This window comes from Glutamicibacter mishrai (assembly GCF_012221945.1).
GTDB classification, from domain to species: Bacteria; Actinomycetota; Actinomycetes; order Actinomycetales; family Micrococcaceae; genus Glutamicibacter; species Glutamicibacter mishrai.
The window spans coordinates 1,963,073-1,988,174 of the sequence record NZ_CP032549.1 but is presented as its reverse complement, the minus strand read 5'-3'; the positions used below and the strand labels follow the sequence as shown (position 1 = coordinate 1,988,174).

At 62.4% G+C, this 25,102-nt stretch carries 30 protein-coding genes and 4 tRNA genes; 11 read left to right on the top strand and 23 right to left on the bottom strand.

Features of this window, described 5'->3' with window-relative positions:
- Window positions 1-36: 36 nt before the first annotated feature.
- Genes D3791_RS09405 through D3791_RS09395 form a run of 3 tightly spaced genes read right to left on the bottom strand, consistent with a single transcriptional unit; the run spans window position 37 to window position 3,268 of the window.
- Window positions 37-924 (bottom strand): carbohydrate ABC transporter permease, encoded by an 888-nt coding sequence (locus tag D3791_RS09405; RefSeq protein WP_172512003.1) that lies wholly within the window; start codon window positions 922-924, stop codon window positions 37-39.
- Window positions 921-1,961: a carbohydrate ABC transporter permease gene (locus D3791_RS09400; RefSeq protein WP_172512002.1), complete on the bottom strand. Its 1,041-nt coding sequence runs from the start codon at window positions 1,959-1,961 to the stop codon at window positions 921-923. Before D3791_RS09400 ends, D3791_RS09405 begins: the two co-directional genes overlap by 4 nt.
- A gap of 8 nt (window positions 1,962-1,969) precedes the next feature.
- The gene (locus tag D3791_RS09395; RefSeq protein WP_172512001.1) at window positions 1,970-3,268 is read right to left on the bottom strand and encodes an ABC transporter substrate-binding protein; all 1,299 of its coding nucleotides are present in this window, start codon (window positions 3,266-3,268) and stop codon (window positions 1,970-1,972) included.
- A gap of 223 nt (window positions 3,269-3,491) precedes the next feature.
- On the opposite strand from D3791_RS09395, the gene D3791_RS09390 reads away from it, so the two are divergent.
- Window positions 3,492-4,565 (top strand): LacI family DNA-binding transcriptional regulator, encoded by a 1,074-nt coding sequence (locus D3791_RS09390; RefSeq protein WP_172512000.1) that lies wholly within the window; start codon window positions 3,492-3,494, stop codon window positions 4,563-4,565.
- 66 nt (window positions 4,566-4,631) lie between these two features.
- Here D3791_RS09390 and pyrE read toward each other — a convergent pair whose 3' ends face one another.
- Window positions 4,632-5,189, bottom strand: a complete 558-nt coding sequence (gene pyrE / locus D3791_RS09385) for an orotate phosphoribosyltransferase (RefSeq protein WP_022877034.1) — start codon at window positions 5,187-5,189, stop codon at window positions 4,632-4,634.
- 39 nt (window positions 5,190-5,228) lie between these two features.
- Between pyrE and D3791_RS09380 the strand changes: the two genes are divergently transcribed.
- Complete coding sequence (locus tag D3791_RS09380) at window positions 5,229-5,666, top strand: MarR family winged helix-turn-helix transcriptional regulator (RefSeq protein WP_172511999.1); 438 nt, start codon at window positions 5,229-5,231, stop codon at window positions 5,664-5,666.
- Window positions 5,667-5,765: 99 nt separating this feature from the next.
- Complete coding sequence (nadE, locus tag D3791_RS09375) at window positions 5,766-6,590, top strand: ammonia-dependent NAD(+) synthetase (RefSeq protein WP_022877032.1); 825 nt, start codon at window positions 5,766-5,768, stop codon at window positions 6,588-6,590.
- Between the two features lie 3 nt (window positions 6,591-6,593).
- On the opposite strand, the gene D3791_RS09370 is transcribed toward nadE, so the two are convergent.
- The 4 genes from D3791_RS09370 to D3791_RS09355 all read right to left on the bottom strand — a co-directional run bounded on the left by D3791_RS09370 (window position 6,594) and on the right by D3791_RS09355 (window position 8,785).
- Window positions 6,594-6,893 carry a winged helix-turn-helix domain-containing protein gene (locus D3791_RS09370; RefSeq protein ID WP_022877031.1) on the bottom strand — a complete coding sequence of 100 codons (300 nt, stop codon included), beginning with the start codon at window positions 6,891-6,893 and terminating at the stop codon, window positions 6,594-6,596.
- Complete coding sequence (locus D3791_RS09365) at window positions 6,890-7,330, bottom strand: hypothetical protein (protein ID WP_022877030.1); 441 nt, start codon at window positions 7,328-7,330, stop codon at window positions 6,890-6,892. The genes D3791_RS09370 and D3791_RS09365 overlap by 4 nt, the downstream gene beginning before the upstream one ends.
- Entirely contained in the window at window positions 7,327-7,530 is a 204-nt protein-coding gene (locus D3791_RS09360) for a hypothetical protein (RefSeq protein WP_028268896.1), read from the bottom strand. Before D3791_RS09360 ends, D3791_RS09365 begins: the two co-directional genes overlap by 4 nt.
- A gap of 112 nt (window positions 7,531-7,642) precedes the next feature.
- Window positions 7,643-8,785, bottom strand: coding sequence for an acyl-CoA dehydrogenase family protein (locus D3791_RS09355; protein WP_172511998.1), 1,143 nt, complete (start codon window positions 8,783-8,785; stop codon window positions 7,643-7,645).
- Between the two features lie 72 nt (window positions 8,786-8,857).
- Between D3791_RS09355 and D3791_RS09350 the strand changes: the two genes are divergently transcribed.
- The gene (locus D3791_RS09350) at window positions 8,858-9,361 is read left to right on the top strand and encodes a MarR family winged helix-turn-helix transcriptional regulator (RefSeq protein ID WP_172511997.1); all 504 of its coding nucleotides are present in this window, start codon (window positions 8,858-8,860) and stop codon (window positions 9,359-9,361) included.
- On the opposite strand, the gene mmsB is transcribed toward D3791_RS09350, so the two are convergent.
- Together mmsB and D3791_RS09340 are read right to left on the bottom strand one after the other, a co-directional pair.
- The gene (gene mmsB, locus D3791_RS09345; RefSeq protein ID WP_172511996.1) at window positions 9,356-10,252 is read right to left on the bottom strand and encodes a 3-hydroxyisobutyrate dehydrogenase; all 897 of its coding nucleotides are present in this window, start codon (window positions 10,250-10,252) and stop codon (window positions 9,356-9,358) included. The two genes, D3791_RS09350 and mmsB, sit on opposite strands and share 6 nt — an antisense overlap.
- Window positions 10,249-11,304, bottom strand: coding sequence for a 3-hydroxyisobutyryl-CoA hydrolase (locus D3791_RS09340; RefSeq protein WP_022877025.1), 1,056 nt, complete (start codon window positions 11,302-11,304; stop codon window positions 10,249-10,251). Before D3791_RS09340 ends, mmsB begins: the two co-directional genes overlap by 4 nt.
- 102 nt (window positions 11,305-11,406) lie before the next feature.
- Here D3791_RS09340 and D3791_RS09335 point away from each other — a divergent pair, with 102 nt between their 5' ends.
- Both D3791_RS09335 and D3791_RS09330 read left to right on the top strand, forming a co-directional pair.
- Window positions 11,407-12,207, top strand: a complete 801-nt coding sequence (locus D3791_RS09335; protein WP_061952705.1) for an exodeoxyribonuclease III — start codon at window positions 11,407-11,409, stop codon at window positions 12,205-12,207.
- 2 nt (window positions 12,208-12,209) lie between these two features.
- The gene (locus tag D3791_RS09330) at window positions 12,210-13,064 is read left to right on the top strand and encodes a DUF8083 family protein (protein ID WP_172511995.1); all 855 of its coding nucleotides are present in this window, start codon (window positions 12,210-12,212) and stop codon (window positions 13,062-13,064) included.
- Window positions 13,065-13,117: 53 nt separating this feature from the next.
- On the opposite strand, the gene D3791_RS09325 is transcribed toward D3791_RS09330, so the two are convergent.
- The 4 genes from D3791_RS09325 to D3791_RS09310 form a co-directional block, all read right to left on the bottom strand.
- A tRNA-Asp gene (locus D3791_RS09325) sits at window positions 13,118-13,191 on the bottom strand.
- Between the two features lie 60 nt (window positions 13,192-13,251).
- Window positions 13,252-13,324: transfer RNA gene (locus tag D3791_RS09320), tRNA-Phe, on the bottom strand.
- 49 nt (window positions 13,325-13,373) lie between these two features.
- Window positions 13,374-13,447, bottom strand: a tRNA-Asp gene (locus tag D3791_RS09315).
- A gap of 56 nt (window positions 13,448-13,503) precedes the next feature.
- Window positions 13,504-13,576: transfer RNA gene (locus tag D3791_RS09310), tRNA-Glu, on the bottom strand.
- A gap of 133 nt (window positions 13,577-13,709) precedes the next feature.
- Between D3791_RS09310 and D3791_RS09305 the strand changes: the two genes are divergently transcribed.
- Together D3791_RS09305 and D3791_RS09300 are read left to right on the top strand one after the other, a co-directional pair.
- Window positions 13,710-14,081 carry a metallopeptidase family protein gene (locus D3791_RS09305; RefSeq protein ID WP_172511994.1) on the top strand — a complete coding sequence of 124 codons (372 nt, stop codon included), beginning with the start codon at window positions 13,710-13,712 and terminating at the stop codon, window positions 14,079-14,081.
- A gap of 537 nt (window positions 14,082-14,618) precedes the next feature.
- On the top strand, window positions 14,619-16,283 hold the full coding sequence (locus tag D3791_RS09300; protein WP_172511993.1) for an NlpC/P60 family protein: 1,665 nt from the start codon (window positions 14,619-14,621) through the stop codon (window positions 16,281-16,283).
- Between the two features lie 98 nt (window positions 16,284-16,381).
- Here D3791_RS09300 and D3791_RS09295 read toward each other — a convergent pair whose 3' ends face one another.
- Entirely contained in the window at window positions 16,382-17,356 is a 975-nt protein-coding gene (locus tag D3791_RS09295; protein WP_022877177.1) for a universal stress protein, read from the bottom strand.
- Between the two features lie 170 nt (window positions 17,357-17,526).
- Here D3791_RS09295 and D3791_RS09290 point away from each other — a divergent pair, with 170 nt between their 5' ends.
- Both D3791_RS09290 and D3791_RS09285 read left to right on the top strand, forming a co-directional pair.
- Window positions 17,527-18,975 (top strand): NCS2 family permease, encoded by a 1,449-nt coding sequence (locus D3791_RS09290; protein ID WP_172511992.1) that lies wholly within the window; start codon window positions 17,527-17,529, stop codon window positions 18,973-18,975.
- Window positions 18,976-19,069: 94 nt separating this feature from the next.
- Entirely contained in the window at window positions 19,070-19,570 is a 501-nt protein-coding gene (locus D3791_RS09285) for a DUF2087 domain-containing protein (protein WP_172511991.1), read from the top strand.
- Between the two features lie 3 nt (window positions 19,571-19,573).
- Here the strand turns inward: D3791_RS09285 and D3791_RS09280 are convergent, their stop codons facing one another.
- Together D3791_RS09280 and D3791_RS09275 are read right to left on the bottom strand one after the other, a co-directional pair.
- Window positions 19,574-20,401, bottom strand: coding sequence for a spermidine synthase (locus D3791_RS09280; protein WP_246241979.1), 828 nt, complete (start codon window positions 20,399-20,401; stop codon window positions 19,574-19,576).
- Complete coding sequence (locus D3791_RS09275) at window positions 20,394-20,900, bottom strand: GNAT family N-acetyltransferase (protein WP_246241977.1); 507 nt, start codon at window positions 20,898-20,900, stop codon at window positions 20,394-20,396. Before D3791_RS09275 ends, D3791_RS09280 begins: the two co-directional genes overlap by 8 nt.
- Window positions 20,901-21,055: 155 nt before the next feature.
- Here D3791_RS09275 and D3791_RS09270 point away from each other — a divergent pair, with 155 nt between their 5' ends.
- The gene (locus tag D3791_RS09270) at window positions 21,056-21,436 is read left to right on the top strand and encodes a hypothetical protein (protein WP_172511989.1); all 381 of its coding nucleotides are present in this window, start codon (window positions 21,056-21,058) and stop codon (window positions 21,434-21,436) included.
- A 3-nt stretch (window positions 21,437-21,439) separates the two neighbouring features.
- Here the strand turns inward: D3791_RS09270 and D3791_RS09265 are convergent, their stop codons facing one another.
- The 6 genes from D3791_RS09265 to D3791_RS09240 are packed head-to-tail and all read right to left on the bottom strand — an operon-like array spanning window position 21,440 to window position 25,079.
- On the bottom strand, window positions 21,440-22,129 hold the full coding sequence (locus D3791_RS09265) for an O-methyltransferase (RefSeq protein WP_172511988.1): 690 nt from the start codon (window positions 22,127-22,129) through the stop codon (window positions 21,440-21,442).
- Window positions 22,126-22,452 (bottom strand): thiamine-binding protein, encoded by a 327-nt coding sequence (locus D3791_RS09260; protein ID WP_022877184.1) that lies wholly within the window; start codon window positions 22,450-22,452, stop codon window positions 22,126-22,128. Before D3791_RS09260 ends, D3791_RS09265 begins: the two co-directional genes overlap by 4 nt.
- Window positions 22,453-22,492: 40 nt before the next feature.
- Window positions 22,493-22,810 (bottom strand): AzlD domain-containing protein, encoded by a 318-nt coding sequence (locus D3791_RS09255; RefSeq protein WP_022877185.1) that lies wholly within the window; start codon window positions 22,808-22,810, stop codon window positions 22,493-22,495.
- The gene (locus tag D3791_RS09250; RefSeq protein ID WP_061956396.1) at window positions 22,807-23,496 is read right to left on the bottom strand and encodes an AzlC family ABC transporter permease; all 690 of its coding nucleotides are present in this window, start codon (window positions 23,494-23,496) and stop codon (window positions 22,807-22,809) included. The genes D3791_RS09255 and D3791_RS09250 overlap by 4 nt, the downstream gene beginning before the upstream one ends.
- Before the next feature lie 22 nt (window positions 23,497-23,518).
- Window positions 23,519-24,205: an alanyl-tRNA editing protein gene (locus tag D3791_RS09245; protein ID WP_172511987.1), complete on the bottom strand. Its 687-nt coding sequence runs from the start codon at window positions 24,203-24,205 to the stop codon at window positions 23,519-23,521.
- 4 nt (window positions 24,206-24,209) lie between these two features.
- Window positions 24,210-25,079 (bottom strand): glycerophosphodiester phosphodiesterase, encoded by an 870-nt coding sequence (locus D3791_RS09240; RefSeq protein WP_172511986.1) that lies wholly within the window; start codon window positions 25,077-25,079, stop codon window positions 24,210-24,212.
- Window positions 25,080-25,102: the final 23 nt, after the last annotated feature.

Sequence of the window (25,102 nt, the reverse complement as noted above, 5' to 3'; positions counted from 1 at the left end):
CCTATTCTCAAAAGTGGGAGGGGCGCTTTCAGGTACTTAGCCCTTGACTGCACCCTGCAGTCCGTTGACGATGCGCTTTTGCATGGCGAGGAAGAAGATCAGCGCCGGGATCATCGCCAGTGCGGTGAAGGCGAAAACTCCGGCGGTATCGGCGGAGTGCTCGCTGGAATAGTCGGCGACTCCCAGCGGCAGGGTGCGCATATCCCCTTGCAGCAGAAGCAGCGGCAGCAGGTAGGCATTCCACGAACCGACAAAGGCCAGCACACCGACAGTGACCATGCCCGGGCCGGAGAGCGGCAACAGGATCCTCCAGAAGAAGCCGATGCGGCTTGCGCCATCGAGCTGGGCGGCTTCTTCCAATTCCTGGGGCAGCGCCATCAGGAAGGGGCGCAGGATGACCACGGTCATTGGCAGCGCAAAGGCTGCCTGCGGCAGGGCCACGCCCCACCAGGTATTGCCCATATGCAGGTCGCGGGTGATCAGGATGAACAGCGGAACAATGGCCACGGTGGCGGGGAAGAGCAAGCCCAGCACGAAGACCATGAAGATCGGTTCGCGCATCCTGAACTGGTAGCGGGCCAGCGGGTAGGCGGCCATGATGCCCAGGACCACGACGATCACCGTGGTGATCACCGCGATCATGGTGGAGTTCAGCGCATATTGCCAGAAGTCCGGGTTTTTCAGCACGCCAAGATAGTTATCCAGCACCCAGGGTGCCGGCAGGCCGGCCGGGTTCTCGGCGAGCTGCGCGTTGCTGCGGAATCCGCCGAGCACGCCGTAGAGCACCGGGCCGAGGGTCAGCGCCACTACCGCGAGGGCGATGGCGTACACGAGGACGTTTCCGCCTTGGTTCCGCGCCCGCTTCTTGGCGCGCATTGCCTGTGCTGGGGTGTGCTGCGGGCCGGTGGCCACGGTGGCGCTCATGCTTTGACCTTCTTCGCCTTGGTTCGTTCGTCATCTGGCTGCGAATCCCGCTTGAGGACAAACTGCTGGTAGGACACCGCCAGGATCAGGGCGACGATGAACAGCACCACCGAGGCGGCGGCTGCCACGCCGAAGTTCTGCCGCTTGGTTCCTTCGGATACCAGGAAGCTGGCCATGGTGGTGGTGGAGTTCGCAGGTCCTCCGCCGGTGAGGATCCAGACCATGTCGAACAGCTGCAGCGAGCCGATCATGGAGAGGAATCCCCAGGTGCGCAGCGTGGGCCCGAGCAGCGGGATGGTGATCCTGCGCTGGATCTGCCACCAGGAGGCCCCGTCGATTTCAGCGGCTTCATACAGTTCGGAGGGCACGCCCTGCAGGCCGGCCAGGAACAGGATGACGGCCAGGCCCAGGTACTTCCAAGTCAATACCGCCAGCACGGTCCATAGCGCCAATTCGGGCGTGCCCAGCCAGCCTTGGGCAGGGCCCTGGACTCCCAGCTTGGACAGGATGGTGTCGATGACCCCATACTGCGGCTGCAGCAGCTGGAACCAGATGACGCCGGCGATAACCTCGGAGAGCACATAGGGAACGAAGATGATGGTGCGCAGCAGCGACTGGATCTTCATCTTCCGATTCAGCAGCAGGGCGATGCCCAGGCCGATGGGCAGCTGCAATGCGATGGATCCGCCGATGATGATCAGGTTGTGGATCATCGCATCGGTGAAGACCTCGTTGCCCAGCACCCGGGCGTAGTTCTTCAGCCCGACAAAGTCCACCAGCGGGCCGAAGCCCTTCCAGTTGTACACCGAGAAGCGCACGGCCTGGATGATGGGCAGCAGCATGAACACGGCGATCAGCAGCAGCGCCGGGCTGACGAAGAACAAGATCTCCAGGGTTTTGCGCCGGTCCGCTGGCTTTCGCCGGCGGCGCCCGGCTTTTGCCGCCCCGCTTTCAGCCGGGGCCTGCCCGGTGGCCGCGGCCTGTGCTGCCGGGCCTTGGGCCACCGGGGTTGATGCATACCTCACTTCTTGAGCCACGACCCGGATCACTTCTCCAGGTCTGCGGCATCTTGGCTGGCGTCAACGATCTTCTGCGCATCGGACTTGCCAGCGAAGAGCAGGGCGATTTCATCGTTCATGGCCCCTCCGACGGAGGCACCGAAGGCGGTGTCGAAGTACAGCTGGAAGTATGGCGCATTATCACGCACGTCCAGCATGGAAGCCAGTGCCGGATCAGCCACGGCGTCGGTGGCCTTCGGGTTGGTGGGCAGGCCCATATCCAGTTCGGCGAAGCCGCGCTGGACCTTCTCGGAGAGCATGTACTTGGCGAATTCCACGGCCGCATCCGGTGCGTCCTGGGCTACCGCCCAGGCATCGCCGCCGCCGAGCTGCGCATCAGGATTGCCCGCGCCGCCTTCAATGGCGGGGAAGGAGAACCAGCCGGTGTCCTTGCCCAGGCCCTTGCCGTCTTCGGTCAGTCCCTGCAAGATCCCTGGTTCCCAGTGTCCGGCCAGTTCCATGGCGGCCTTGCCGGTGGCCAGCAGGCCCGAGGCCGAAGTCGGCCCGGACTGTGCCGGGGTGGAGAGGAAGCCCGGGTTGAATGGCTCAGCCTTGATCAGCTGGTCCACGTCCTCGCCGGCCTTCACGAAGCACTGGTCGCTGAAGTCGAGGTTGGTGACCGAGTCGGCCAGGGTCTGCTCGGCGCATTCGCGCACGGCGGCGTAGTACCAGTAGTGCGCTGCCGGCCACTTGTCGCCGGCTCCCACGGAGATCGGGGTGATGCCGGCGTCCTTGAGCTTCTTGCTGGCATCGAGCAGCTCCTGCCAGGTTTCCGGGGCCTTGTCGATGCCGGCTTTTTTGAACAGGGCTTTGTTGTACCAGAAGCCTGCCGCGCCCAGCGAGTAGGGCAGGGCATAGGTCTTGCCCTCGATCTGCCAGCCGCCGGCGGTGTCGCCGAGGAAGCCGATTTCCTCGCTGGCCACGTCGCTGAGGTCCTTGGTCAGCCCGGCGGCCACGTGGGCGGCGAGCTCTCCGCCGCCACGCTCCATGTAGACATCCGGCGCATCCCCGCTTTGGAATGCGGCGTCGAGCTTGGTGAGCATGTCTTCGTGCTGCATGGCGTGGACTTCGATGTCCACGCCTTCATGTTCCGCTTCAAAGTCCTTGGCGACCTTTTCGTAGTAGGCCTTGCCTTCGCCATTGTTGGAGTTGTGCCACCAGGTCACGGTGGTGGTGCCGTCGGAGGACCCGCTGGCGTTGGAGGAACCGGAGGCGCATCCGGAGAAGAGCAGCGAGCCAGTGGCTGCCAGCGCCAGAAATTTAGCGGTGCGGGACGTGGATATCATGCGTGTGCTCCTGAGCGGTGGTGATGAATTGGCCCTGTCGGCGATGGCGCGGCAGGCACTTGGCTTCACCAAGAATTGCACTGTGACCCACGTCATGTCAATCGTTTTCGATAACGTTTTCGAAATCCTTGGCGAAAACGTTATCGAAAATTCGCTGCTGCCATGTCACAGGCCCGCAAACTCCACTGTTTTCGCGGAAATATACGCTACTGTTAGTCGGGTGATGAGCCCAGAGACCGAGAACACCGTGAACGCCGCCTCCGCATGGCTTCCCGCGCCTGCCGAAAACCAGGTTGCCGCCCGGGTCACCATCAACGATGTGGCCCGCGTCGCCGAGGTTTCGGTCTCTACGGTGTCCAAGGTGGTCAACGGACGCTACGGCGTCTCGCCGGCCACCATTGCACGCGTGCACCAGGTCATCAACGAGCTCGGCTACGAGACCTCGCTGGTAGCCTCCTCCATGCGCAACTCGCGCACCAACATAATCGGCATCCTGGTCGCCGAATTCGAGCCCTTCGCCTTGGAGCTGCTCAACGGCATTTCCGCCACCTTGCGCGGCACCAAATACGACCTGATGGCCTATGCCGGCAACCTCAGCCCCGAAGGGCATATCGGGTGGGAGCGCCGTTCCCTCTCGCGCCTGGGCGGCACGCTGATCGACGGCGCCATCATCGTGACGCCCACCGTTGAAATCCCGCACAGCTCCGTGCCCGTGGTGGCCATCGACCCGCAGGCGGGCACCGATATGCCCATCACCGTGGACGTGGATAATTCCGGTGGCGCGCAAAGAGCCACCGAGCACCTCCTGGAATTAGGCCACCGGCGCATCGGGCATATCCGCGGCCGCGAAGACCTCAAATCCGCGCACCTGCGCGAAGCCGGCTACCGCCAGGCGCTGGAGAATGCCGGCATCGACTTTGATGAACAGCTCATCCAGGACGGCGACTACCAGCACGAGTCCGCGGTAGCCGCCACCGAACGGCTCCTTGACCTGCCCCAGCCGCCCACCGCCATTTTCGCGGCCAACGACATCTCCGCGCTGGCCGCCTTGAGCGTGGCCGCCGACCGCGGGCTGGCCGTGCCTGGCGACCTGTCGATCATCGGATTCGATGACATCCCGGCCGCCGCGCAAAGCATCCCGGCCTTGAGCACCGTGCGCCAGCCGCTGCACGAAATGGGCGCGCACGCGGTGCGCCTGCTGCTCTGCCTGCTGGACGGCGAAGAAGCCAGCGCGCCGCAGCAGCTGCCCGCGGTGCTGGTTCCCCGCGATACCACCGCGCCGCCGCGCGCCATTTAAAACAGGAAACCCGCCATCCCGGAAGATCCGAAAATGGCGGGTGCCCGGCAGGGATATGCACGTTGGCTACAGGCCCAGCTCATCCTTGCCGTAGGCGAACAGGTAAGGCACCCCGGCTTCAGCCTCGATGCGCTCCTTGGCTCCGGTATCGCGGTCCACGATCACGGCCACGGCAATCACGTTGCCGCCAGCCTTGCGCACGCCTTCCACCGCGGTCAGCGCCGAGCCGCCGGTGGTGGAAGTATCCTCGAGCACGATCACGTCGCGTCCCTCGACGCTTGGGCCCTCGACCTGGCGGCCCATGCCGTAGGACTTCTGCGCCTTGCGCACCACGAAGGCGTCAATCGCCCGATCCTTGGCGCGTGCGGTGTGCATGATGGCGGTGCCCACCGGGTCTGCGCCCATGGTCAGCCCGCCCACATTGGTGAAGTCCAGCTTCGCTTCATCCAGCAGCTCCAGCATGACCTCGCCCACCAGGCCAGAGGCCTCCTGGTGCAGGGTCACGCGGCGCAAATCGATGTAGTAGTCAGCTTCCTTGCCCGAAGACAAGATGACCTTGCCGCGCACAATGGCAAGTTCTTGGATCAGTTCTTTTAGTCGCTCACGGGCGCTGGTTTCGCTCATACCCTCGATTCTAGTCGGCATCATCGCTAGGCTGATTTTATGAACGCACAACGCCCCTTGGGTTACTGGTTGAAATTGGTGGATTCGCTGATTGACGAGCAGTTTGCAGCGACTTTGGAAGAACACGGTGTGACACGCCGGCAGTGGCAGGTGCTCAACCTGCTGGAGCATCAGCCCGCCACCGAGGCGCAGCTGAACGCCGGGCTCTCCCCGTTCTTCGCTTCCGAGGATGAGCCGCAATCGTTGAGCGAGCACCTGGCCGAGCTGGTGGAATCGGGATGGGTTACCGCGCAGGACGGCGAGTACTCGATCACCGACCGCGGCCACGTCTCGCTGCTGAAGCTCAGCGAGCTCGTGGAGAAGATCCGCACACAGTTCGGAGAGGATCTGGACGGCTCGGAATATGACGCGGTAGTCCAGACCCTGGAAAAGATGGCGCGCAACCTCGGCTGGAAACCAGAAGACGACCAAGCGTAGCCACAGGCCATTGCGGCGTATGTTGAGAACAGATTAATTTTCGAGGCAAACGCGGCACCTGGCGCCCCGTAGCCATGCCAACTGCCTAGGATTAAAGACATGCGTGAATTGCAAGCAGAGATCATTGAAGAGTTGGGCGTGCGCCCGGAAATCGACGCCGCGCAGGAGATCCGCCGCCGCGTTGATTTCCTCAAGGACTATCTGGCGGCCACAGGCGCCAAGGGTTTTGTCCTCGGGATTTCCGGCGGCATCGATTCCACCCTGGCCGGGCGCCTGGCCCAGCTGGCAGTCCAGGAGGTCCGCGAGGCCGGGGGCGGAGCACGCTTCGTTTCGGTACGCCTTCCCCACGGTGTCCAGCAGGATGCGGACGACGCCGCCGCGGCCATGGACTTCATTGCCGCCGATGAGCAATTCGAGGTGAATATCGCCAAGCCGGTCGCCGCGCTTGATGAGGCGATCGCCGATGCCGGGCACCCGAAGATCAGCGACTTCAACCGCGGCAACGCGAAGGCCCGCACCCGCATGATCGTGCAGTACGCCATCGCGGGCGACCGCGGAATGCTGGTGCTGGGCACCGACCACGCCGCCGAATCCGTGACCGGGTTCTTCACCAAATTCGGTGATGGCGGCGCCGATCTTTTGCCGCTGGCCGGTTTGAACAAGCGCCAGAACCAGGCCCTGCTGCGTGAACTGCAGGCCCCAGAACTGCTCTGGTCCAAGAAGCCCACCGCGGACCTGCTCGACGGCCAGCCGCAGCGCGCCGATGAGGAAGAACTCGGCCTGACCTACGACCAGATCGACGATTACCTCGAGGGCCGCGAAGTTGCCGAAGTTGCCGCGGAAGCCATTGAAAAGCGCTTTGTCGCATCACGGCATAAGCGCGCGGTGCCAGCGACCTACTGGGATCAGTGGTGGCGCTCCTAGGGATTACGCCAAACCGGTAATCTCTTTCAGCGCTTGAACATGTTGTGCAAAGGCCTTGCGCCCGGTCGAAGTGAGCTTCGCCCAGGTGCGGGGCCTTTTGCCGACATACCCTTTTTTGATCTGCACGTAGCCGCCAGCTTCAAGCGCGCTCAAATGCCGCGAAAGCACCGAATCGGAGACGCCCAGGGCTTCTTTAAGGGACTTGAAATCAGCCTCGTCCACGGCCTGCAGCGATCCCATGACCGATAGCCGCAGGGGATTCGAGAAATCTCCATTCAGCCGATCCCGGGCATGGGCGCTCATCGCCGCACCATCGCAATTCCAGTTGCGCATAATGGCGCAGCAACAACAACGCCAATGAGCGCCATTGCCGGCCAATCCAGCGGTCCGGCGCCAATCAATGCCACTGACACCGCGTAGAGCACCATGCTGGCAATAAATCCGCGCATGTACATTTTCGAGTATCCCCTCGGAAGCGAACGGTAGAGCTTCCCATAGGCCAAGGACATCGCGAGAACAGCTGCGGCAAACAGCGCCATGATGACGATGAATCCGGCGAATTTCTCATCAGGGCGATAGATCTGCAAGAGCGCCGCGAGCCCGCCGATCAGCAGGCCCAGGGCAATGCAATAGGATCCCAGCAATCTGGCGCCGTACCCGGAGGCGCGATCCATGCCCTGCCGCGCCTTGCCCAGCGCGGCCAATTGCTCCTCGGGGCCCAGTTCCTGTTCCGAGCTCATTTGCTGTCCAATGCCTGGGCCTTGCGCTGCCGCTGCGCAAACAACGAGGCCATTGTCATGGTGGTAACCATGAAGATCCCCATGCCAATGAAAATCAAGGCCTGCTGACCGGTGGCGTACGCGCTGAGCGCAAGCGCAAAAAAGGCCAATCCCGCCACGATGATCGCGGTGAGGTACCAAGTGCTGAACGTCGCTTTCATGATCCTGCTCCTTTGCCTGCGAACCTTCGAACACCCCAACACTAACAAGTACTTTCCAAAATGGAAAGTACTTGTTAGTTATTTTATTGGCTTTCGATCCGCTCAAAGCCCGCTACACGAACGCGCTGATGCCTGTCAGCGCCCGCCCAACAATGAGCGAATTGATTTCGTAGGTGCCTTCATAGGTGTGCAGGATTTCCACGTCGCAGAACACCTTCGCCATCTCGAAGTCGCTGACCACCCCGTTGCCGCCCAACAGCGCCCTGCCCAGCGCCGCCGATTCGCGCGCCAGCCGGGTGGCGGTGGACTTGGCCATGGCCGCATCAACCATCTGCAGATCCCCGCGCTCCTGCTTGCGGGCGATATCGCTCATCATCGACAGGCACAGGCTCAGGTTCCCCGCGATTTCAGCCAGGGACTGCTGGATCAGCTGGAAAGAGGCAAGCCGCTGGCCGAACTGCTGGCGTTTGCCGGCGTAGGACAGGCAGATATCCAGTGTTGCCATCATCGCGCCGACAGCCTGCCAGCCGACCCAGGCCCGCGATTGCATCAGCAGGCCGTTGGCGGAGGCAAAACAGGTGGCGCCGGGAAGCTTATTGGCCACCGGAATACGCACCTGGTCCAGGGTGATATCCGCATTCTGCATGATCCGCAGCCCGATCTTGTGCTCGATCTTGGTGGCGCTGTAGCCAGGACGATCCGATTCCACGAGGTAGGCGCCCAGATCCCCGCTGTCCTCGTCTTTGGCCCAGATCAGTGCGAAGTCGCTGAAGGTCCCCATGCCGATCCAGCGTTTGGCCCCAGAGATCACGTACTCGTCCCCGTCGCGCCGGGCGGTGCTCTGCACTCCCCCGGCAATATCCGAGCCATGTTCGGGTTCGGTCAGGGCAAAGGCGCCGAAGGCTTCAAAGGCCGTGAGCTTGGGCAGCCATTGGGCCTTCTGCTGCGCGGAGCCGAATTCATGGATCATCCCGACCACGAGCTCGTTGTGGATGCCCACCACCGAGGACAGCGAGATGTCGGCGCGAGCGATTTCCGCGTGGATTAATCCGCGCAGCAGGTGCGAGCATTCTTCCAGCTGGACACCTCCCAGCCCGTGCCCGGCGAGCTGTGCCACCAGATCCTCAGGGAATTCTTCGCGGTTCCAGTAATCGATGGACTGGCGGCGGATTTTGTCCTGCACCAGTTCCCGCACTTCAAGCAGGCGTTCATGTTCTTGAGCTCGCAGCTGTTGTGCCACTCCTAATAGGTCCATGGGGGTTCTCCTTCCAAACCTTAGGATGTCCAAGTATATTGTTGGACTAGGTCTTCTTATGGGGGTATTTAAATGACTTCTCCGTTGCCGCGCGACCCGATTGCCCAGGCCCGGGAACAGTGGATTTTGCATGGCTGGACAGCCCAGGCTGATTCCATGGCCGCGATCACCGCGGTCATGCGCACCGCTTCGATCTTCCTGCAGCGCGCCGATGCGATCCTCAAACCGCATGGGCTGACCTTTGCCCGCTTCGAGGTTCTGGCCCTGCTGGGTTTCTCCAAGCGGGGTTCGCTGCCGATGAGCCAGGCCAGCGACCTGCTCCAGGTCCACGCCACCAGCCTGACCAATTCGGTGGACCGCCTGGAGTCCACCGGCCTGGTGCGCCGCATTGCGCACCCGACCGATGGACGCACCCGATTGCTGGAGCTGACCGCCAACGGCCAGAAGGTCCTGGCCGCGGCCCGCGATGACCTCAATGAGCAGCTTTTCGCCCAGAGCAACCTTTCGGGCAACGATGCCACCCAGCTTTTCGAGATCCTCGCCCGCTTCCGCAAGGCCTCCGGAGATTTCCTATAGGGAACCGTCGCGGATGGCGTTGATGATGCCGGAGAAGTCCGTTCCGGCATTGCCTTCGTCGCTGAACTTCCGATACAGGGCCGAGGCCAGGGACCCGAGCTGGGCATCCGTGTCGGTATGCGCCAAGGCGCTGCTGGCCAGTCCGAGATCTTTGGCCATCAACGCCGCGGCGAACCCGGGCTGGTAGTCCCGGTTGGCCGGCGAGGTGGGCACCGGACCGGGCACCGGGCAGTTGGTGGTCACGGCCCAGCACTGGCCCGAGGCCGAGGAGATCACGTCATAAAGCGCCTGGTGCTCCAGGCCGAGCCGTTCACCGAGCACAAAGGCTTCCGCCGCGCCGATCATCGAGATGCCCAGCAGCATGTTGTTGCAGACCTTGGCCGCCTGCCCCGCGCCGTAGCCGCCGCAGTGCACGATCCGCTTGCCCATGCTCTCCAAGACTTCGGTGATCTCTGCCAGGTCCTCTGCCTGCGCGCCGAGCATGAAGGTCAGCGTCCCGGCTTCGGCACCCACGACGCCGCCGGAAACCGGGGCGTCCGCGCTGCGATGGCCGGCTGCCACGGCTAGTTCCGCGGCCTGCCGGGCTTGGGCGACATCAATGGTGGAACATTCCAGGAACAGCGTATTGGGCTTGGCGCTCTTGAGCAGATATTGATCGTAGGCATCAAGCACATGCTGCCCGGAGGGGAACATGGTCAGCACGATGTCCACGTCGACGGCGGCTTCGGCGCCGCTGGCCACCGTCTGGATCCCTGCCTCCTGCGCGGCTTTCACGGCAGCCGGGACCACGTCGAATCCCTTGAGCTGGTATCCGGCTCGATGCAGGTTGATGGCCATGGGCAATCCCATGTGCCCCATTCCCAGAAAGCCGATGGTTGGCTTCTCACTCATGATGCACTCTTCTCTTCGGCGCTTGCGCCGAGCATGGCGTAATTCAATTCGGCTCCCGGCAGCGGGCCGAGATGCCGTTCGGTTCGTTGTTCATGGCTCAACCCGGGCAGCGATTCCACCCAGTGCGGTGTGCGGTCCTTGTCGATGACCGCGGCCCTGATTCCTTCTGCGAAGTCGGGGTCATCCAGCCGGTGCAGCGCGGCACGGAATTCGCGCTGCAAATCCGCGCGGAGATCATCCCCGGCTTGCCGGATGAGTTCGTTGGTCAGCCGCACGGAGCTGGGGCAGGCGCTCTGCAGGGTTTCGGCCATTTCCTGGGCCTTGGGCGCCTGGCTGGATTGCAGCGAGCGCAATACCTCGCGCAAATTCTCCCCATCAAAGGCCTGAACCCAGGGCTCGTGCATGTAGCCGGTCGGCGGGGTTTGCTGGTGCCTTTCGATGACGGACTGCGCTGATTCGCTTTCCAGCTCAACCAGCAGCCGGGCCAGCTGGTCTTCGGGCACGTAGCTGTCGGCCAGCCCGAGGAGGATGGCGTCGGCCGCACCGAATTTGCTTCCGGTCAGGGCCGCCAATCGACCGGCGGCATGCGGGGCTTTGGCCAGCAGGTGCGTGCCGCCGACGTCCGGGAAAAAGCCGATGCCGACTTCCGGCATCCCGCATTTGCTGGAATCGGTGACGATTCGGTGGCTGCCGTGCGCGGAGATGCCGATGCCGCCACCCAGGACGATGCCGCTCATCAACGCGATGTAGGGCTTGGGATACTCATTGATCAGGACGTTCAGCTGGTATTCGATGCGCCAGAAATTCTCGGAGGACCCGGTCCGTTCCTTGATGTCCTGGTAGATGGCGACGATATCGCCGCCGGCGCAGAGTCCGCGCTCCCCCGCACCCTGGACCACCACCTGCGCGATGTCGGGGTCATCACGCCAGGCAAGCAAAGTATCAAGAATTATTTGGCACATCGAGGCGTTCAAAGCGTTCAGCGCCTTGGGGCGATTAAGCGTGATCAGGCCCAAATGGCCGCGACGTTCGGTCAGGATTTCCGGCACCATTGCCTCCTTGCAGTGATTGGCGTCACCTTCTGCACACGAATATACTCGGACTTCCAAGTAAATTGAAGTGGCACTGGTCGGCAAACTTGATAGGTTGAACTTGTGAAGATTGCAACTTGGAATGTGAACTCGCTGCGAGCCCGCGCCGACCGTGTTGAGGACTGGCTGCGCCGCACCGACGTGGATGTCCTGGCTATCCAGGAGACGAAATGCAAAGACGAGAATTTTCCGTGGGAATTGTTCGAGAACAATGACTACGAGGTAGCGCACTTCGGCGTTAACCAGTGGAATGGCGTAGCCATTGCTTCACGCGTCGGACTTGAAGATGTGCAGCGCACCTTCCCGGGCCAGCCGGAATTCGGCAAAGGCGGCAAGAACCCGATCCAGGAGCCCCGCGCCATTGCCGCGACCTGCGGCGGCGTGCGCATCTGGAGCTTGTACGTCCCGAACGGCCGAGCCCTGGACGACGAGCACATGGCCTACAAGCTGAACTGGCTCGATGAACTCAAGCAGCGTTCCGGGCAATGGCTCAGAGAGAACCCAGAAGCCCAAATCGCCTTGATGGGCGACTGGAATATCGCCCCGAAGGATGAAGATGTCTGGGACATCGATTTCTTCCTGGAGAACAAGCTCACCCACGTTTCGGCTCCCGAGCGCGCAGCGTTCACCGCTTTTGAGGATCTGGGATTCAGCGACGTCGTCCGTGGCTACACCGAGGGCCAGTACACCTACTGGGATTACACCCAGTTGCGCTTCCCCAAGGGTGAAGGCATGCGCATCGATTTCTCCTTGACGTCCCCCGCGCTCACCGCACGAGTCACCTCGGCAAGCATCGATCGGGAGGAACGAAAGGGCAAGGGCGCCAGCGACCACGCGCCGGTCATCGTGGAGCTCGCGGACTAGCCATGACCTCTAAATTGACTGGGCCCACCAATGAGCTCACCTCGGCCACGGCACACCTGCGCGTTTACGAGCCGCTGGACACCTTTGAAGACTGGGCCCAGTCGATCATTCTGCGCACCCCGCAGCGCACCGCCGCGCAATGGGACGAGTTCGAAAATGAGCGGCTGTGGCAACGCACCTTGCGCAGCGTTTCCGACCCATTCCCGCACAATGAGCCCGAATTTTTCCGGGCCATCAAGACCCTTGATTACCAGGGCACCGAACATACCCGCTACTGCCCCGGGCAGCTGCAGGCGCGCAGCCTGCTCGCCGCCGAGCAGGCCGAAGAGGCCATCCGCCCAGAAGTTTTCGACCTCCTGGTCCCGCCGGCCTCCCGGAAAGCGAACGCGCAGCGGGTGGATCCGGACCGGCTCGCTGGGGATCTGACGCATCTTCATACCCGCACATCTTCCTGGGGCATTCCACTGAGCTGGTTTGCCTTGTTCCGCGAAGATGATGAGCAAGAGGTCATCCATGAAGGCGAGCATCTGAAGACCGCGCGCATGTACATCGGCTTTGAGCAGGCCGTGGAGCGGCTTGCCTGGGCTGTCCAGACGCTGGTGACCCATGCGCCCCAATCTCAGCTTTTCGAGGAGCTGGGCAGCCTGGGCAGTTGGCTGGAGTCCTTTGATCGCCGCTCGGTCATCGAGCTGGACTACGGTCTTTTGGCTGAAATTGTGTGGCCTGACGATTCGCCCAATGACTTGCTCGATGGCCTGCAGGCTTTGGATGATGGCGATATGACCGGCGCTGCCGCGGCCTATCGCAGGCTGAGCAACCGTTGGCTGGGGCCGCGCCACTTGGGACGCGCCAACTAAATAACCGCAGATACAGCAAATGCTCCGGAAAACCGGAGCATTTGTTTATCAGGCGACCCTGACGGGACTTGAACCCGCGACCTCCGCCGTGACAGGGCGGCGCGCTAACCAACTGCGCTACAGGGCCTAGTGTTTTGAATAACTTTCAATACACACAGTAAAACCCTCGGTAAACCGAGGGCCTGCGTGGCTCCGACCGGCGTCGATCCGGTGACCTTTCGATTTTCAGTCGAACGCTCTACCAACTGAGCTACAGAGCCTGGTACCACTTAGTGGACACCAAATTTACTAATAGATTAGTAAATTGAGCGACCCTGACGGGACTTGAACCCGCGACCTCCGCCGTGACAGGGCGGCGCGCTAACCAACTGCGCTACAGGGCCTTGCTTTCGCAAGCCAATGGATTTCTCCATCTGACAACTAATGAATTAGTTGTTTGTACCCCCAACGGGATTCGAACCCGTGCCGCCGCCGTGAAAGGGCGGTGTCCTAGGCCGCTAGACGATGGGGGCCTAAGTCGCTTCGGTTTCTTGCGTCTCCGTAGCGGACTCCAATAACTATACGTGGGGTTTTTTGATTTCGCAAAATCGGCTCCCGGGCCATTTTTTCGATGCCGAAACCATGCTCCGCAACTAGGCTGAAAACATGCTTTCAGAGATCAGCGACGACGAGTTCGAGCAGCTAGTTGAGCAGGCGATCGACGCCATTCCCGAGGCCGCTTTCGCCATGATGGACAACGTCATTTTCTTCATCGAAGACGAGTACACACCCCAGCCAGGAGAGCCAGAAAACCTTGAAATTCTGGGGCTATACGAGGGCGTGGCGCTGACCGAACGGGATTCAGACTGGGGTTTCGGCGCACTTCCGGACCAGATTACGATCTTCAAAAACCCGACGCTGCGCGCATGCGAAACCAGGGAAGAAGTGGTTCGCGAAATCGGCATTACGGTCATGCATGAGGTAGCCCATCACTTCGGCATCGACGACGAAAAATTGCACGATCTAGGGTGGGCTTGAGCCCGAAATCCCGAAAAGTTCTTTTGAGATCTGTCTCACAAATTTTCCTGAATCCAGTGGCCAGAGTGGATTCGAAAGAGAGGCAGACCACATCGGATTACTGCACGAACGGGAGCAGCTTCCCCCGGCCCCAGAAATCGGATTCCAAGCCGTTCAAAAACCGTTCCTTTTAAAGGCGGCTTTTTGATGCCGGATTCCCTCGATCTCCCACCGGGGCGATTAAATGCATTCATTGCGTTACCGAAGCTTCATGAACAGCGCGTTCAGGTAACGACTACCTGCGCGGCTCCAAAAAATTTTCCAAGGTTTCTTTCAGGAAAAACGACTCGCAACATCTCGCGTTACTGCAGATCACAGCGCAAAACTTCAAGTGAATTACACGTTTGGGATTCATGTGACTGGTGTGAACAGTGTTGCCAAGGGTATTGCAGTTAGCCTAATGTGCTATTTGGAGCCTTGTCCTAATCGTGATCTTTCCACCTCAGGAAGTCACGGTTTCAACGCTCTCTGTCATCCAAGAACTTAGTGAGGAACGATATGGCTACTCGCCACACGCTCGGTGTCGCCGCTAGCACACTAGCCTTAGCAGCATCCTGCCTTGTAGGTGCCCTGCCCGCGTCCGCATCAACTTCAACTACGTTCCCTGCATCTGTCTCCATCGCAGCTGCACCAAGCGCTTCGGCTCTGCCAACGGATGCAGAGATCCAAGAAGCCAAGAAGAACAAAGACTCTACGAACGCCATGATCGCTCGTATCGAGGCATCCCTGGCTTCCAGCCGCGCTGAACTGCAGCGGGTTGAAACCGAAGCCGCCGAGGCACAGGAATCCCTGCTCTCCGCTGGCGAAGAGCGCGACCTGCGCACCGCCGAAGCCGAGAAGGCCGTCAAGCAGCTGGATTACGCGAAGACCTACCTGGCACAGAGCCGCAAGGACCTGGGCGCCATCGCTTCGGATATCTACCGCAACGGCGCCGGCACCTCCACCCTGGGCTTGCTGCTGGATGACAACAAGGAAGGCGACCTCTTCTACAAGGCCGCCACCATCGACGCATTGAGCGAACAGCAGGTCCAGTCGGTCAACACCGCCTCCGAGGCAGAAGCATTGGTCTCCGCGTGGCAGGAATATGCCGACGCAGCCCAGAGCGCCGCTGAGGAAGCCGCCGCGAACTACGATTCAGCTGCAGCCACCGCCAACAGCACCCTGAACACTTACGAATCCGCCGTTGAGCCCGAGAAGAAGCTCCGCAACGAACTCATCGGCCACCTCGCTACCTTGCAGCAGAAGGAAGAAGCTGAAGTCCGCAAGGCAGTAGAGAAGAAGGAAGCCAAGGAACAGGAAGCCGCCCTCGAGGAGGCTATCGCCACCGAGGACACCACCGAAGTTCCCGAGGAAAAGCCAGCGGCAGTCCAGCCACTGGCCGTCGCAGAACCGCAGGAATTGGAACCTACCGATTCCCAGGACGAGCCAACGGTCAAGCCCAAGGCAGTGGAGCTCGATACCCTGACTCCAACCGCGATGCCTGAGCCTCCAAAGGCCGAGCCAACCAAGACTCCGGAGCCGCAGCCTACCAAGACTGCTGAGCCTACCCCGGAGCCAACCAAGACTCCAGAGCCAAAGCCGACCAAGACGGCCGAACCAAAGCCTGAGCCAAAGCCAACCAGGACGGCTGAACCGAAGCCTGAGCCAAAGCCGACGAAGACCGCTGAGCCAAAGCCGACTCCAAAGCCAACACCGAAGCCGACTCCTAAGCCAACGCCCAAGCCGACTCCAAAGCCTGAGCCAACCAAGACCGCTGAGCCAGAGCCAGAGCCGCAGCCAGATACCGGCCGCAGCTACTCGGCAGCAATCGCCTGGGCCTTGAAGACCGCTGACGATCCAAGCAAGTACTACGTCTACGGCAGCAACGGCCCTAACGCGTTCGACTGCTCGAGCTTCTCGCAGCGCGCTTTCGGCCAGTCGGGCATCAGCCTGCCGCGCACCTCGACCCAGCAGTTCTTCAGCGCTCCGCAGTACGTGTCGCTGAGCAACCTGCGCCCGGGCGACCTGGTGTTCTCCTCCTCCAACGGCGGATCATCGTTCTACCACGTAGCGATCTACATCGGTAACGGCAACGTAGTGCACGCCCGTAACCCGAATGCAGGTATTTCGGTGACGCCATTGAGCTGGGTCAACAACCTGTACTCGAAGGCAGCTCGCTACTAAAGCAGCCACCGCCAAGCAGAAGGCCACGCACCCGATGGGTGCGTGGCCTTCTGCTTAATCTGCTTAATCTGCTTTATCGCCCTCGGCGATCCAGGCGGCTACTGCTCCTGGGCCCGGGTGTCGAAGTTCTTCCGGTCCTCCAAGCGCGGATCCTCCGAATCGGGAACCACCATCACCGGCCCCTTGGAGTGGTGCAGCACGCCCTGCGAGGTGGAGCCCAGCAGCATGCCGGTGAATCCACCGCGGCCGCGCGAACCGGTCACCGTCAGCACCGCATGCTCCGACTCGCGAATCAGCACTTCTACCGGAGGCCCGGAAACCACATCGGTCTCCATCTTCAGCTCCGGGTAATGCGAACGCAGCCACTTGGTGCCCACGCTCATCTGGTAGCGGACATCTTCCAGCACGGCTTCCTGGTCAATGGTCGCCGGCATCCACGCCAGCGCCGCGCCTACCGGAGGCACCGCGCAGATCAGGCGCAGGGTCAGGTCGCTGGCGACCGCCGCATCGGCCGCGGCGAGCACCGCGGAGCGGGCCCGATCCGAGCCATCCACGCCAACCACGATGCAGTTGCGCTCAACGGCCGCGTTGCCGGAGCTCTCCTGTTCCTTGGACATGCACAGCGGCACCACAACAGTCGGGCATTTGGAGTGGGCCGGCAGCGCGGAGGATACCGAGCCGAGCAAACGTCCCACAAAACCACCGCGGCCACGGGTGCCTACGACAACCAATTCGGCATCCTGGCTCAAATCCAGAAGCACCCCGGCCGGATCCCCGGACTCGATATAGGTGCGGATCTGAGCCTGGCTGCCTTCAAGATCAGCCCGCGCCTGCCGGACGATTTCCTCGGCTCCGCCACGAATCAAATCATCGTCCAGGGTCGAGTAACCAGCATCCATGGAGGACGCGGCGAAGACCGGAATGGTGTAGGCGGAAACGATATTCAGCACGCTTCCGCGGCGCACCGCCTCGCGTTCGGCCCACCGCAAAGCGCACTTGCTTTGCTGCGAACCATCAACACCGACAACAATTCCTTCGATCTTTTCTGCTGCGACTGGCGCTTCATCACTCATCTGAATCGCTCCTTCATAACCTGAGATCAACATGGGTGTGATTTCCCTTACCTCCAATGTACTTGCTTTGGCAGTTACTAGGTGTGAGTTGGGTCTAAAGATTTCTGATTGTGCCTAGTTAGTTAGAAGTTAGATATCGATACGCAACAAAAACAACATAGAATTTTTCCATGTCCTCCTCCACCAAAACTGCTTCCGGCACGTCTGCGGCCGCGCGGATCGACCGATACTTCAAGATTTCGGAACGGCGTTCGACGTTCTCCACCGAGGTTCGCGGCGGCATCGCCACCTTCTTCGCAATGAGCTACATCGTCGTCCTCAACCCGCTGGTGCTTTCCGGCGCCGACTCCTCGGGCGGCGAGTTGGGCATCCAGCGCGTTGCCGCGGTGACCGCTTTTGTGGCCGGCATCCTGACCATCCTCATGGGCATCTGGGCCCGCCACCCCTTCGCCATGGCCACCGGCCTTGGCGTCAATGCCTTCGTGGCCATCACCGTGGCCACCAACCCGGAACTGACCTGGGCCGACGTCATGGGCCTGGTGCTCATTGCCGGTGTGGTCATGTTCATCCTGGTGCTCACCGGGTTCAGAACCGCGGTCTTCAACGCGGTTCCGGCCGGGCTGAAAACGGCCATCGTGGTGGGCATCGGCATGTTCATCGCGCTGATCGGCCTGGTCAACGCGGGCTTCGTGCAGCGCATCCCGGACGCCGCGAATACCACCGTGCCGGTAGGCCTGGGCTTCGACGGCGAACTGATGGGCTGGCCGATCCTGGTCTTCATCATCGGCCTGCTGCTGACCATGGCCCTGGTCGTGCGCAAGGTCAAGGGCGCGATCCTGATCGGCATCGTCGTCTCTGCGGTGATCGCCAACATCCTGGAAGCCATCTTCCACATCGGCGAATTCGAAACCGGATCCTGGTCCCTGGTGGTTCCATCCATGCCGGATTGGACCCTGCCTGACCTGTCGCTGATCGGCCAGGTCAGCATCTTCGGCGCCTTCAGCAAGCTCGGCTTCACCGCCGCCTCGCTGCTGGCCTTCGTCATCCTGCTCTCGATCTTCTTCGATGCCATGGGCACCATGGTGGGCCTGGCCTCCGAGGCCGGCTCCATGGACGAAAACGGACAGATCGAAAACGTGGACAAGGTGCTGATGGTCGACGCCGCTGGCGCGATCATTGGCGGCGGCACCTCCAGCTCCTCGGCGCAGATCTTCGTGGAATCCGGTGCCGGCATCGGCGAAGGCGCACGCACCGGCCTGGCCTCGGTGGTCACCGGCCTGCTGATGATCGTCGCGATGTTCCTGAGCCCGCTGATCTACCTGGTGCCTTTCGAAGCGGTTGCTCCGGCACTGGTGGTCGTCGGCTTCATGATGATCACCCAGGTCTCCAAGATCGACTGGAGCGACTGGGGCATTGCGCTGCCGGCCTTCCTGACCTTCACCCTGATGCCATTCACCTACTCGATCGCCAACGGCATCGGCGCAGGCTTCATCTCCTACGTCTTCATCCGCGCCACCCAGGGCCGCGCCAAGGAAATCCACCCGCTGATGTGGGTTGTCTCCGCGGCCTTCGTCCTGTTCTTCGGCATCGGACTCATCGAGATGTGGGCCGGGGTCTAAACACCGCGCACCACATTGCACAGCCCGCCATGACCTGGTCATGGCGGGCTGTTTTGTGCCATCACGGCGCTCCAGCCGTGGCTAGGATGGGGACATGAGCCAAGAGCAGAACACCGCGGGAACCTGGATCCAAGTGGCCGCGGGATTAAAGAACCCGGGCATGCGACAGCTGCTCGGAGCCGTCCTGACCGGCGCCGGGGTCCCGGAACAGCCGGGCAAGACCCAGCTCAAGGACCTCGCCCGCTGGCAGAAGATCGGACTGCTTGGCCCAGATGGGCAGTTGAACGAAAAACTGCTGGATCAGACGCTGTCCTCGGCGAGCGCGGCGCAGGCGGACCGTACCGGCATCCAGCGGTTTTTCACCGGCCACCGGCTCGATACGCTGCCGGCCAAGCCCGCTGACCGGCACGAGGTGCTGGTATCCATCCGCGACGCGGTGATCGGCGCCGATGAGCAGCTGCGCGAAGAGCAGGTTAATGAGCGGCTGCGGGTATTCCACCCGGATGTCGCCCTGCTGCGCCGGTACATGGTCGACCACGCGCTGCTGCTGCGCGCCGCCGATGGCTCCAGCTACCGGCGCTGGGACGAATCCTAGGGCCTAGGGAAGGATCGGCGACGCCCCGGCGGCGAAGCGCTGCACACCGGCCCCGGAGACCAGCTGGGCTGGCAGCGGTGCGGTGCGCAGATTGCGTTCGAACCCGGCGCCGAGGCTGAGCGGTTCGTCGCTGGCCAGGAAAACGATATTGCCGTAGCGGCGCCCCTTGAGCATCGGCGGGTCGGCGATCATGGCCACATGCTCGAAGACCTCGAGCAAGGTGGCGGCCTCGGCCTTGGCTCCGGCCAGATCCGCGGTATCCCCGCAGTTCATGATGTATACGCCGCCGCCATCCAGGACCCGTTGAGCCTGGCGGGCGTAGTCCACCGTGGTCAGTTCGCGCGGGGTGGTGCTCCCGGCGAACACGTCGCGGATGATCACGTCGCGGCTCTCTTCACTCAGCGTGGGCAGCACCTGGCCGGCATCACCTACCCGCAGGCGGACCAGCGGGGCGCGCGGCACGTCGAAGCTGGTGCGCACCAGTTCAGCGAGCTTCGCATCGAGCTCCACCACTACCTGGCGGGCGTTTTCGTAGCTGGCCGCGACCCAGCGGGCCATGGAGCAGCCACCGCCGCCCAGGTGCAGCACGCGCAGCTTGCGGGCGCGGCCGTCATAGTCCTCGGCCGGGAAGCCGTAGGTGAAAATCGGCTCCATCCAGCGCATGTACTCGAAGTCCAGGTAGGTCGGATCATCCAGATCCACATGCGATGAGGGAACCCCGTTGACCTTCAGGATGTAGCGGTTCCCGCCGTAGGGGTCGGCCTCGATGATGGCGGTTCCGGTATCAATCGGGAATTCGCCGAGCAGCGAGTCCTTGGTATCCCTAGCCATGTGTGCGCACCATCCGTCGTTCGGTCAGTCCTTGCCAGGTGCCCACCAGCGCTTCGGTGGTTCCGTCGGCGGTGAATCCTTGCTTTTCGAAGAAGGCCATGGCCCGATCGTTGCCTTCGATCACCCAGACCAGCGCTTCGCGCTGCCCGAGCACCACGTCCATCAGATGTGCCCCCAGGCCGCTGCCGTAGTACTCTTCAAGCACGTAGAGCATGCCCAGCTCGATATCCACGCCGGCATCGCGGTCTTCCTCGATGGCCGGGGTGCCACCGGCCAGCCCGATGATCCTGCCCTGCGGGTCTTCGGCGATGAAGAACTGCGCCCCGGAGGCCAGTCCTCGTTCCCACCACGCGACTTGCCCGTCGAGTTCTTTTTCGTGGTGCGCGAAGAAGGTTGGTTCGCGCAATTCGGCATAGGCCTCACGCCAGCATTGCAGCTTCATTTCCAGCGCTTGACGCACGTCGTGTTCGGCAGCCAGTCGGATTCGGTAGTCGTTCATATGTGGCACATTTATACCCTACGGCAGTGCCCGAGGCTATTTCCGCCAACGCTCCACGTGACCCTCCTACTTAAGTAGGATTGCGGACTGTCTAAGTGTTTGAAAAAATACTAGTCTAGGTTCAATCCATCCGGAGCAGAAAAAGGGGCGAGGGCTTGCATCGAAATACGAAGTACGCGTGTTTAACTGCAGGACTTGTCGGCTCTTTGACCCTCACCATCAGCCTGTCGTCCACGCTGTGGGTGATTTTGCTCGGATGCATCATCCTTGCTGCCGGCTTCAGCCTCTTATCCAAGCTTGAACGCTTTTGGGGCCCGGCGGCCCCGAAGCATTACTACTACATCATCCCGATGCTGGTGGGCCCGGTCGTGGCCGGGCTGGTGCGCAATACCGAGTACGCCTTCTGGGTTGGCGCGCCCGCGGCCGTTCTCTGCGGGGCGGCGGTGCTGTATTTCATCATCAAGTCCCCGCCATTCACCCACGACACCGACGAGGAATTCGAGCAGGAATTCCACGGCCACCATTCAGCGCGCTAGCGCCTACAGCACCCGCGCGATCGCGAATCCGTCCCAGCCCTTGGCACCCAGGGTCTGCAGCGCGGTAGCCGACACCCTCGGGTTCTCCCGCAGCCACGCCAGCGATTCCTGGACCCCGCGCACATCGGCTTCCTGGTTGCCCAGCTTGGCTGGATCATCCAGGATCGCACCGCCGCGCACCACGTTATCGAGCACCAGCACGGTGCCCGGATGCGACAGCTTCAGCGCGCGTTCAAGATAGCGGACGTTATTGCGCTTGTCGGCATCGATGAAGACCAGGTCGAAAGCCTCGGTCCGCTTGGCTATCAGCGAATCCAAGGTGCCTTCGGCGGCGCCCAGCTTGATCTGCACCCGGTCCGCGAGCCCGGAGCGTTCCAGGTTCTCCCGCGCTACCGAGGCGTGCAACGGCTCGAATTCGCAGGTGATGACCGTTCCTGCCGCGCCGGCTCCGAGGGCCAGCCAGCTGGTCGAATAGCCGCCCAGGGTGCCGATCTCCAAAACCCGGCGGGCGCCGATCATTTCGGCCAGCAGCTGCAGGAGCTTGCCCTGTCCCGCACTGACTTCGATGGGCGGCAGACCGGCAGCCCGCGCGTGCTCGCGCCCCTTCTCCAGGGACTCGATTCCAAGCCCGAGGGATTCCTCGAGATACTGCTCAACTAAACCGGCTTCACGGTCAGTTGAATGGCGGGTCATTTCGATGCACTCTCCTCGCTGTCCTTGATAGCCTTTTCGAGCCGCTGGATCTTCCCGTCCAGCTCGCCTTCTCGCCCCGGTCGGATGTCGGCCTTGATCACCAGCGAGATGCGGGAGCCGAAAGGCGCCACGGCTTCGGTGGCGCGCTTGACGACGTCGAAGACCTCGTCCCATTCGCCTTCGATTTCGGTGAACATCGAGCTGGTGCGGTTGGGCAGGCCGGACTCGCGCACCACTTTCACGGCTTCGGCGACGGCATCATGCACCGAGCCATCGGGGTTGCTGCCGGTACCGGAAGGGGCTACAGAAAAAGCTACAATCATGCTTCTACTTTCCCACCACTGCCCCGGCTTGTCATCTGCTTCAGGCGGCCAGCCCGGTGGCTCGCAAAAGTACTGCGGCCAGCGCCCCGACGAGCACCACCACAAGATAGGGCGCCTTGAAGATCAGCGCGATAATGGCCGCCGCCAGGGCGCCGATGCGCGCATCGATCACCAGCTCCTGGCCCGAGGTGAAGGCGTTGACCGTGACCAGGGAGGCCAGCAATGCGACGGTCAAGGTCGAGGCCACATGGGTCATCAGCGGCGAGTCGAGCACCTTGCGCGGCACGAAGTAGCCGCAGAGCTTGATGGCATAGGCGGTGAGGCACGAGGCCAGGATCCACCAGCTCAGTTCACTCATGCTTGCTCCTCATCCACGCTGCGCAGCCCGCCATGTTCTGTTGCCGCGGGCTTTGTGCGCACGCTGAACACCGCGTAGAGCGCGGCGGCAACAGCAGTGATCAAAATGGGCAGGCCCGGTGCGCTGACGGGCACCGCCAGCGCGGTCAGGATCGCCGCGGCCACGGCAATCAGCGCCGGTTGCATCGATGTGAGCCGAGGCCACAACAGGCCGATAAAGGCCGCCACCGCCGCCCCGTCAAGCCCCCAGGCCGCCGGATCCCCCATGCGTTCGCCCAGCAGTGCGCCGATGATGGTGAACAGGTTCCACAGCACGTACACCCCGATGCCTGCGGTGAAGAATCCGCGGCGCTTTTCCCCGATCCCTGCCTGGCCGAGGCTCACGGCGGTGGATTCGTCGATGGTCACCTGGGCCATCCACGGAACGTGCCGGCCGTGCGGGCGCAAGGTCTGCTTGATCTGCATGCCGTACACGGCGTTGCGCACGCCCAACAGCGAGGCAGCCGAAAAAGCAGCCGAGCCTGCCCCTCCGCCGGAGATCACGCCGATGAAGGCGAACTGCGATCCGCCGGTGAACATCAAGGCGCTCAAGGCCACGGTCTGCCAGAGGTTCAGCCCGGCGGCAATGGACAGCGCGCCAAAGGAAATTCCGTACAACCCGGTGGCAATCGAGATGGACAGCCCCATCTTGGTCGCCGGGGTCAAACCCCTAGTCACTATGGCTGGCCTCGTAGCGCACCTTGTATACCCCGCGCTTGACCTTGGCCTCGCCAATGGCGACATCGCGCAGCTGGTCCACGTGGCTCACGTGGGTGCCGCCGCAGGGCTCAGCATTGATTCCGGCAATGGTGACGGTCCGCCGTCCAGCCTCATCCATCACTGCGGTTACCTCCCCGCCCTGGGCCAGCAGCTCGTCGACGCGCTGCTGCAGCCAGACCTTGGCTGCATCACGCTGGGCTGGCTCGGCCAGCGGCAGGTCTACGCTGTCCGGGTCGAAGTCCAGGCGCGACTGCCCCGGGAAGTGCGAGTGGCCCTTGTGCTGCCAACCGCGATCCTCGCCGGCAAAACCCAGCACATGCCCGGCGGTGTGCAAGGCCGCATGCTTCAAGCGCAGTTCGCGATCGATCTGCGTGTGCACCACGGCGCCCACCGGCTGGCTTCCGGCCCCGCGCAGGATCACCAGCCCGTCATCGGCGCGCTGCACTGCGACTCCTTGCCCATCTACGGTGCCCGAGTCCTCGGGCTGTCCCCCGCCGCGCGGGTGGAAGATATTGGGGCTGAGCGCAAGCCACGGACCCTCGTCGTCGCTGCCGGCGGCAATCACGGTGGCTTCGGTGCTGAAAACGTATGTGTCTTCCAGGTACAGATTGGCCTGTTCGGAATTCTTGATGCCCATGGCCCTAGTGCTGCTCCAATTCCCTGCGAAGTTCCACCGGACGGTTGCTGGTCAGTTCCCCGACCCCGAGGTCGATCAGATACTGCGCGTCGGCGGGCCGATCCACGGTCCAGATCCGCGCTTGGCGTCCTTCAGCGAGCCAGCGGCGCACCATCTGCTCATTGGCGCGGGTCCAGGCCACCCCGGAGCCGATGATGCCAGCGCCCCCGGCGTTGATCAGCTCGATGCCCTCGGCCACCGAGCGGTAGAGCACCGAGTACACGCCAGCCCGCCCGACCTGCCCGGAGTCCAAGAGCTCCTGGATGTATTCGGGATTCACCTCGGTCATCAGCTGGCACAGCAGATCGGTATTCACCGTGCGGCCCAGATAGCGCAGCGCATCGGGTTCGAAGCTCATCAAGGTCACCGCGATCTGCCCCTGGCTTCCGGCGCGGCCGGTCTGCGGGTCGAAGCCATGGCCGGCAAGCACCTGCAGCACCCGGTCCTCGAGCAGGTAGCCATAGGGGCTGGGGTGCTTGATCTCCACGGCCAGGCCCACCGGCTTGCCGCGGTCCTCGATCAGCGCCAGCAGCTCATCGAGGCTGAGCAGCTGCTCGTTCTCGGTGCCGTATTCGGCCGGGACCTCGGCGGGCACCACCCCGGTGAAGTCCATGGCCTTGAGCTGTTCGAGGGTGAAGGCCGAGACCAGGCCCGAGGCATCGGAGGTGCGATCCACCGTGGGGTCGTGGTGGCACACCACTTGGCCGTCCATGCTCAAGTGGACATCGCATTCGATCCCGTCGGCCCCCTCGTCGATGGCCTGCAGGTAGGCGGCCCGGGTATTCTCCGAATATTTATGGGAACTGCCGCGGTGGGCGAAGAAGAGCGTATCCATGGTTCCTACGCTACGCGATCGAG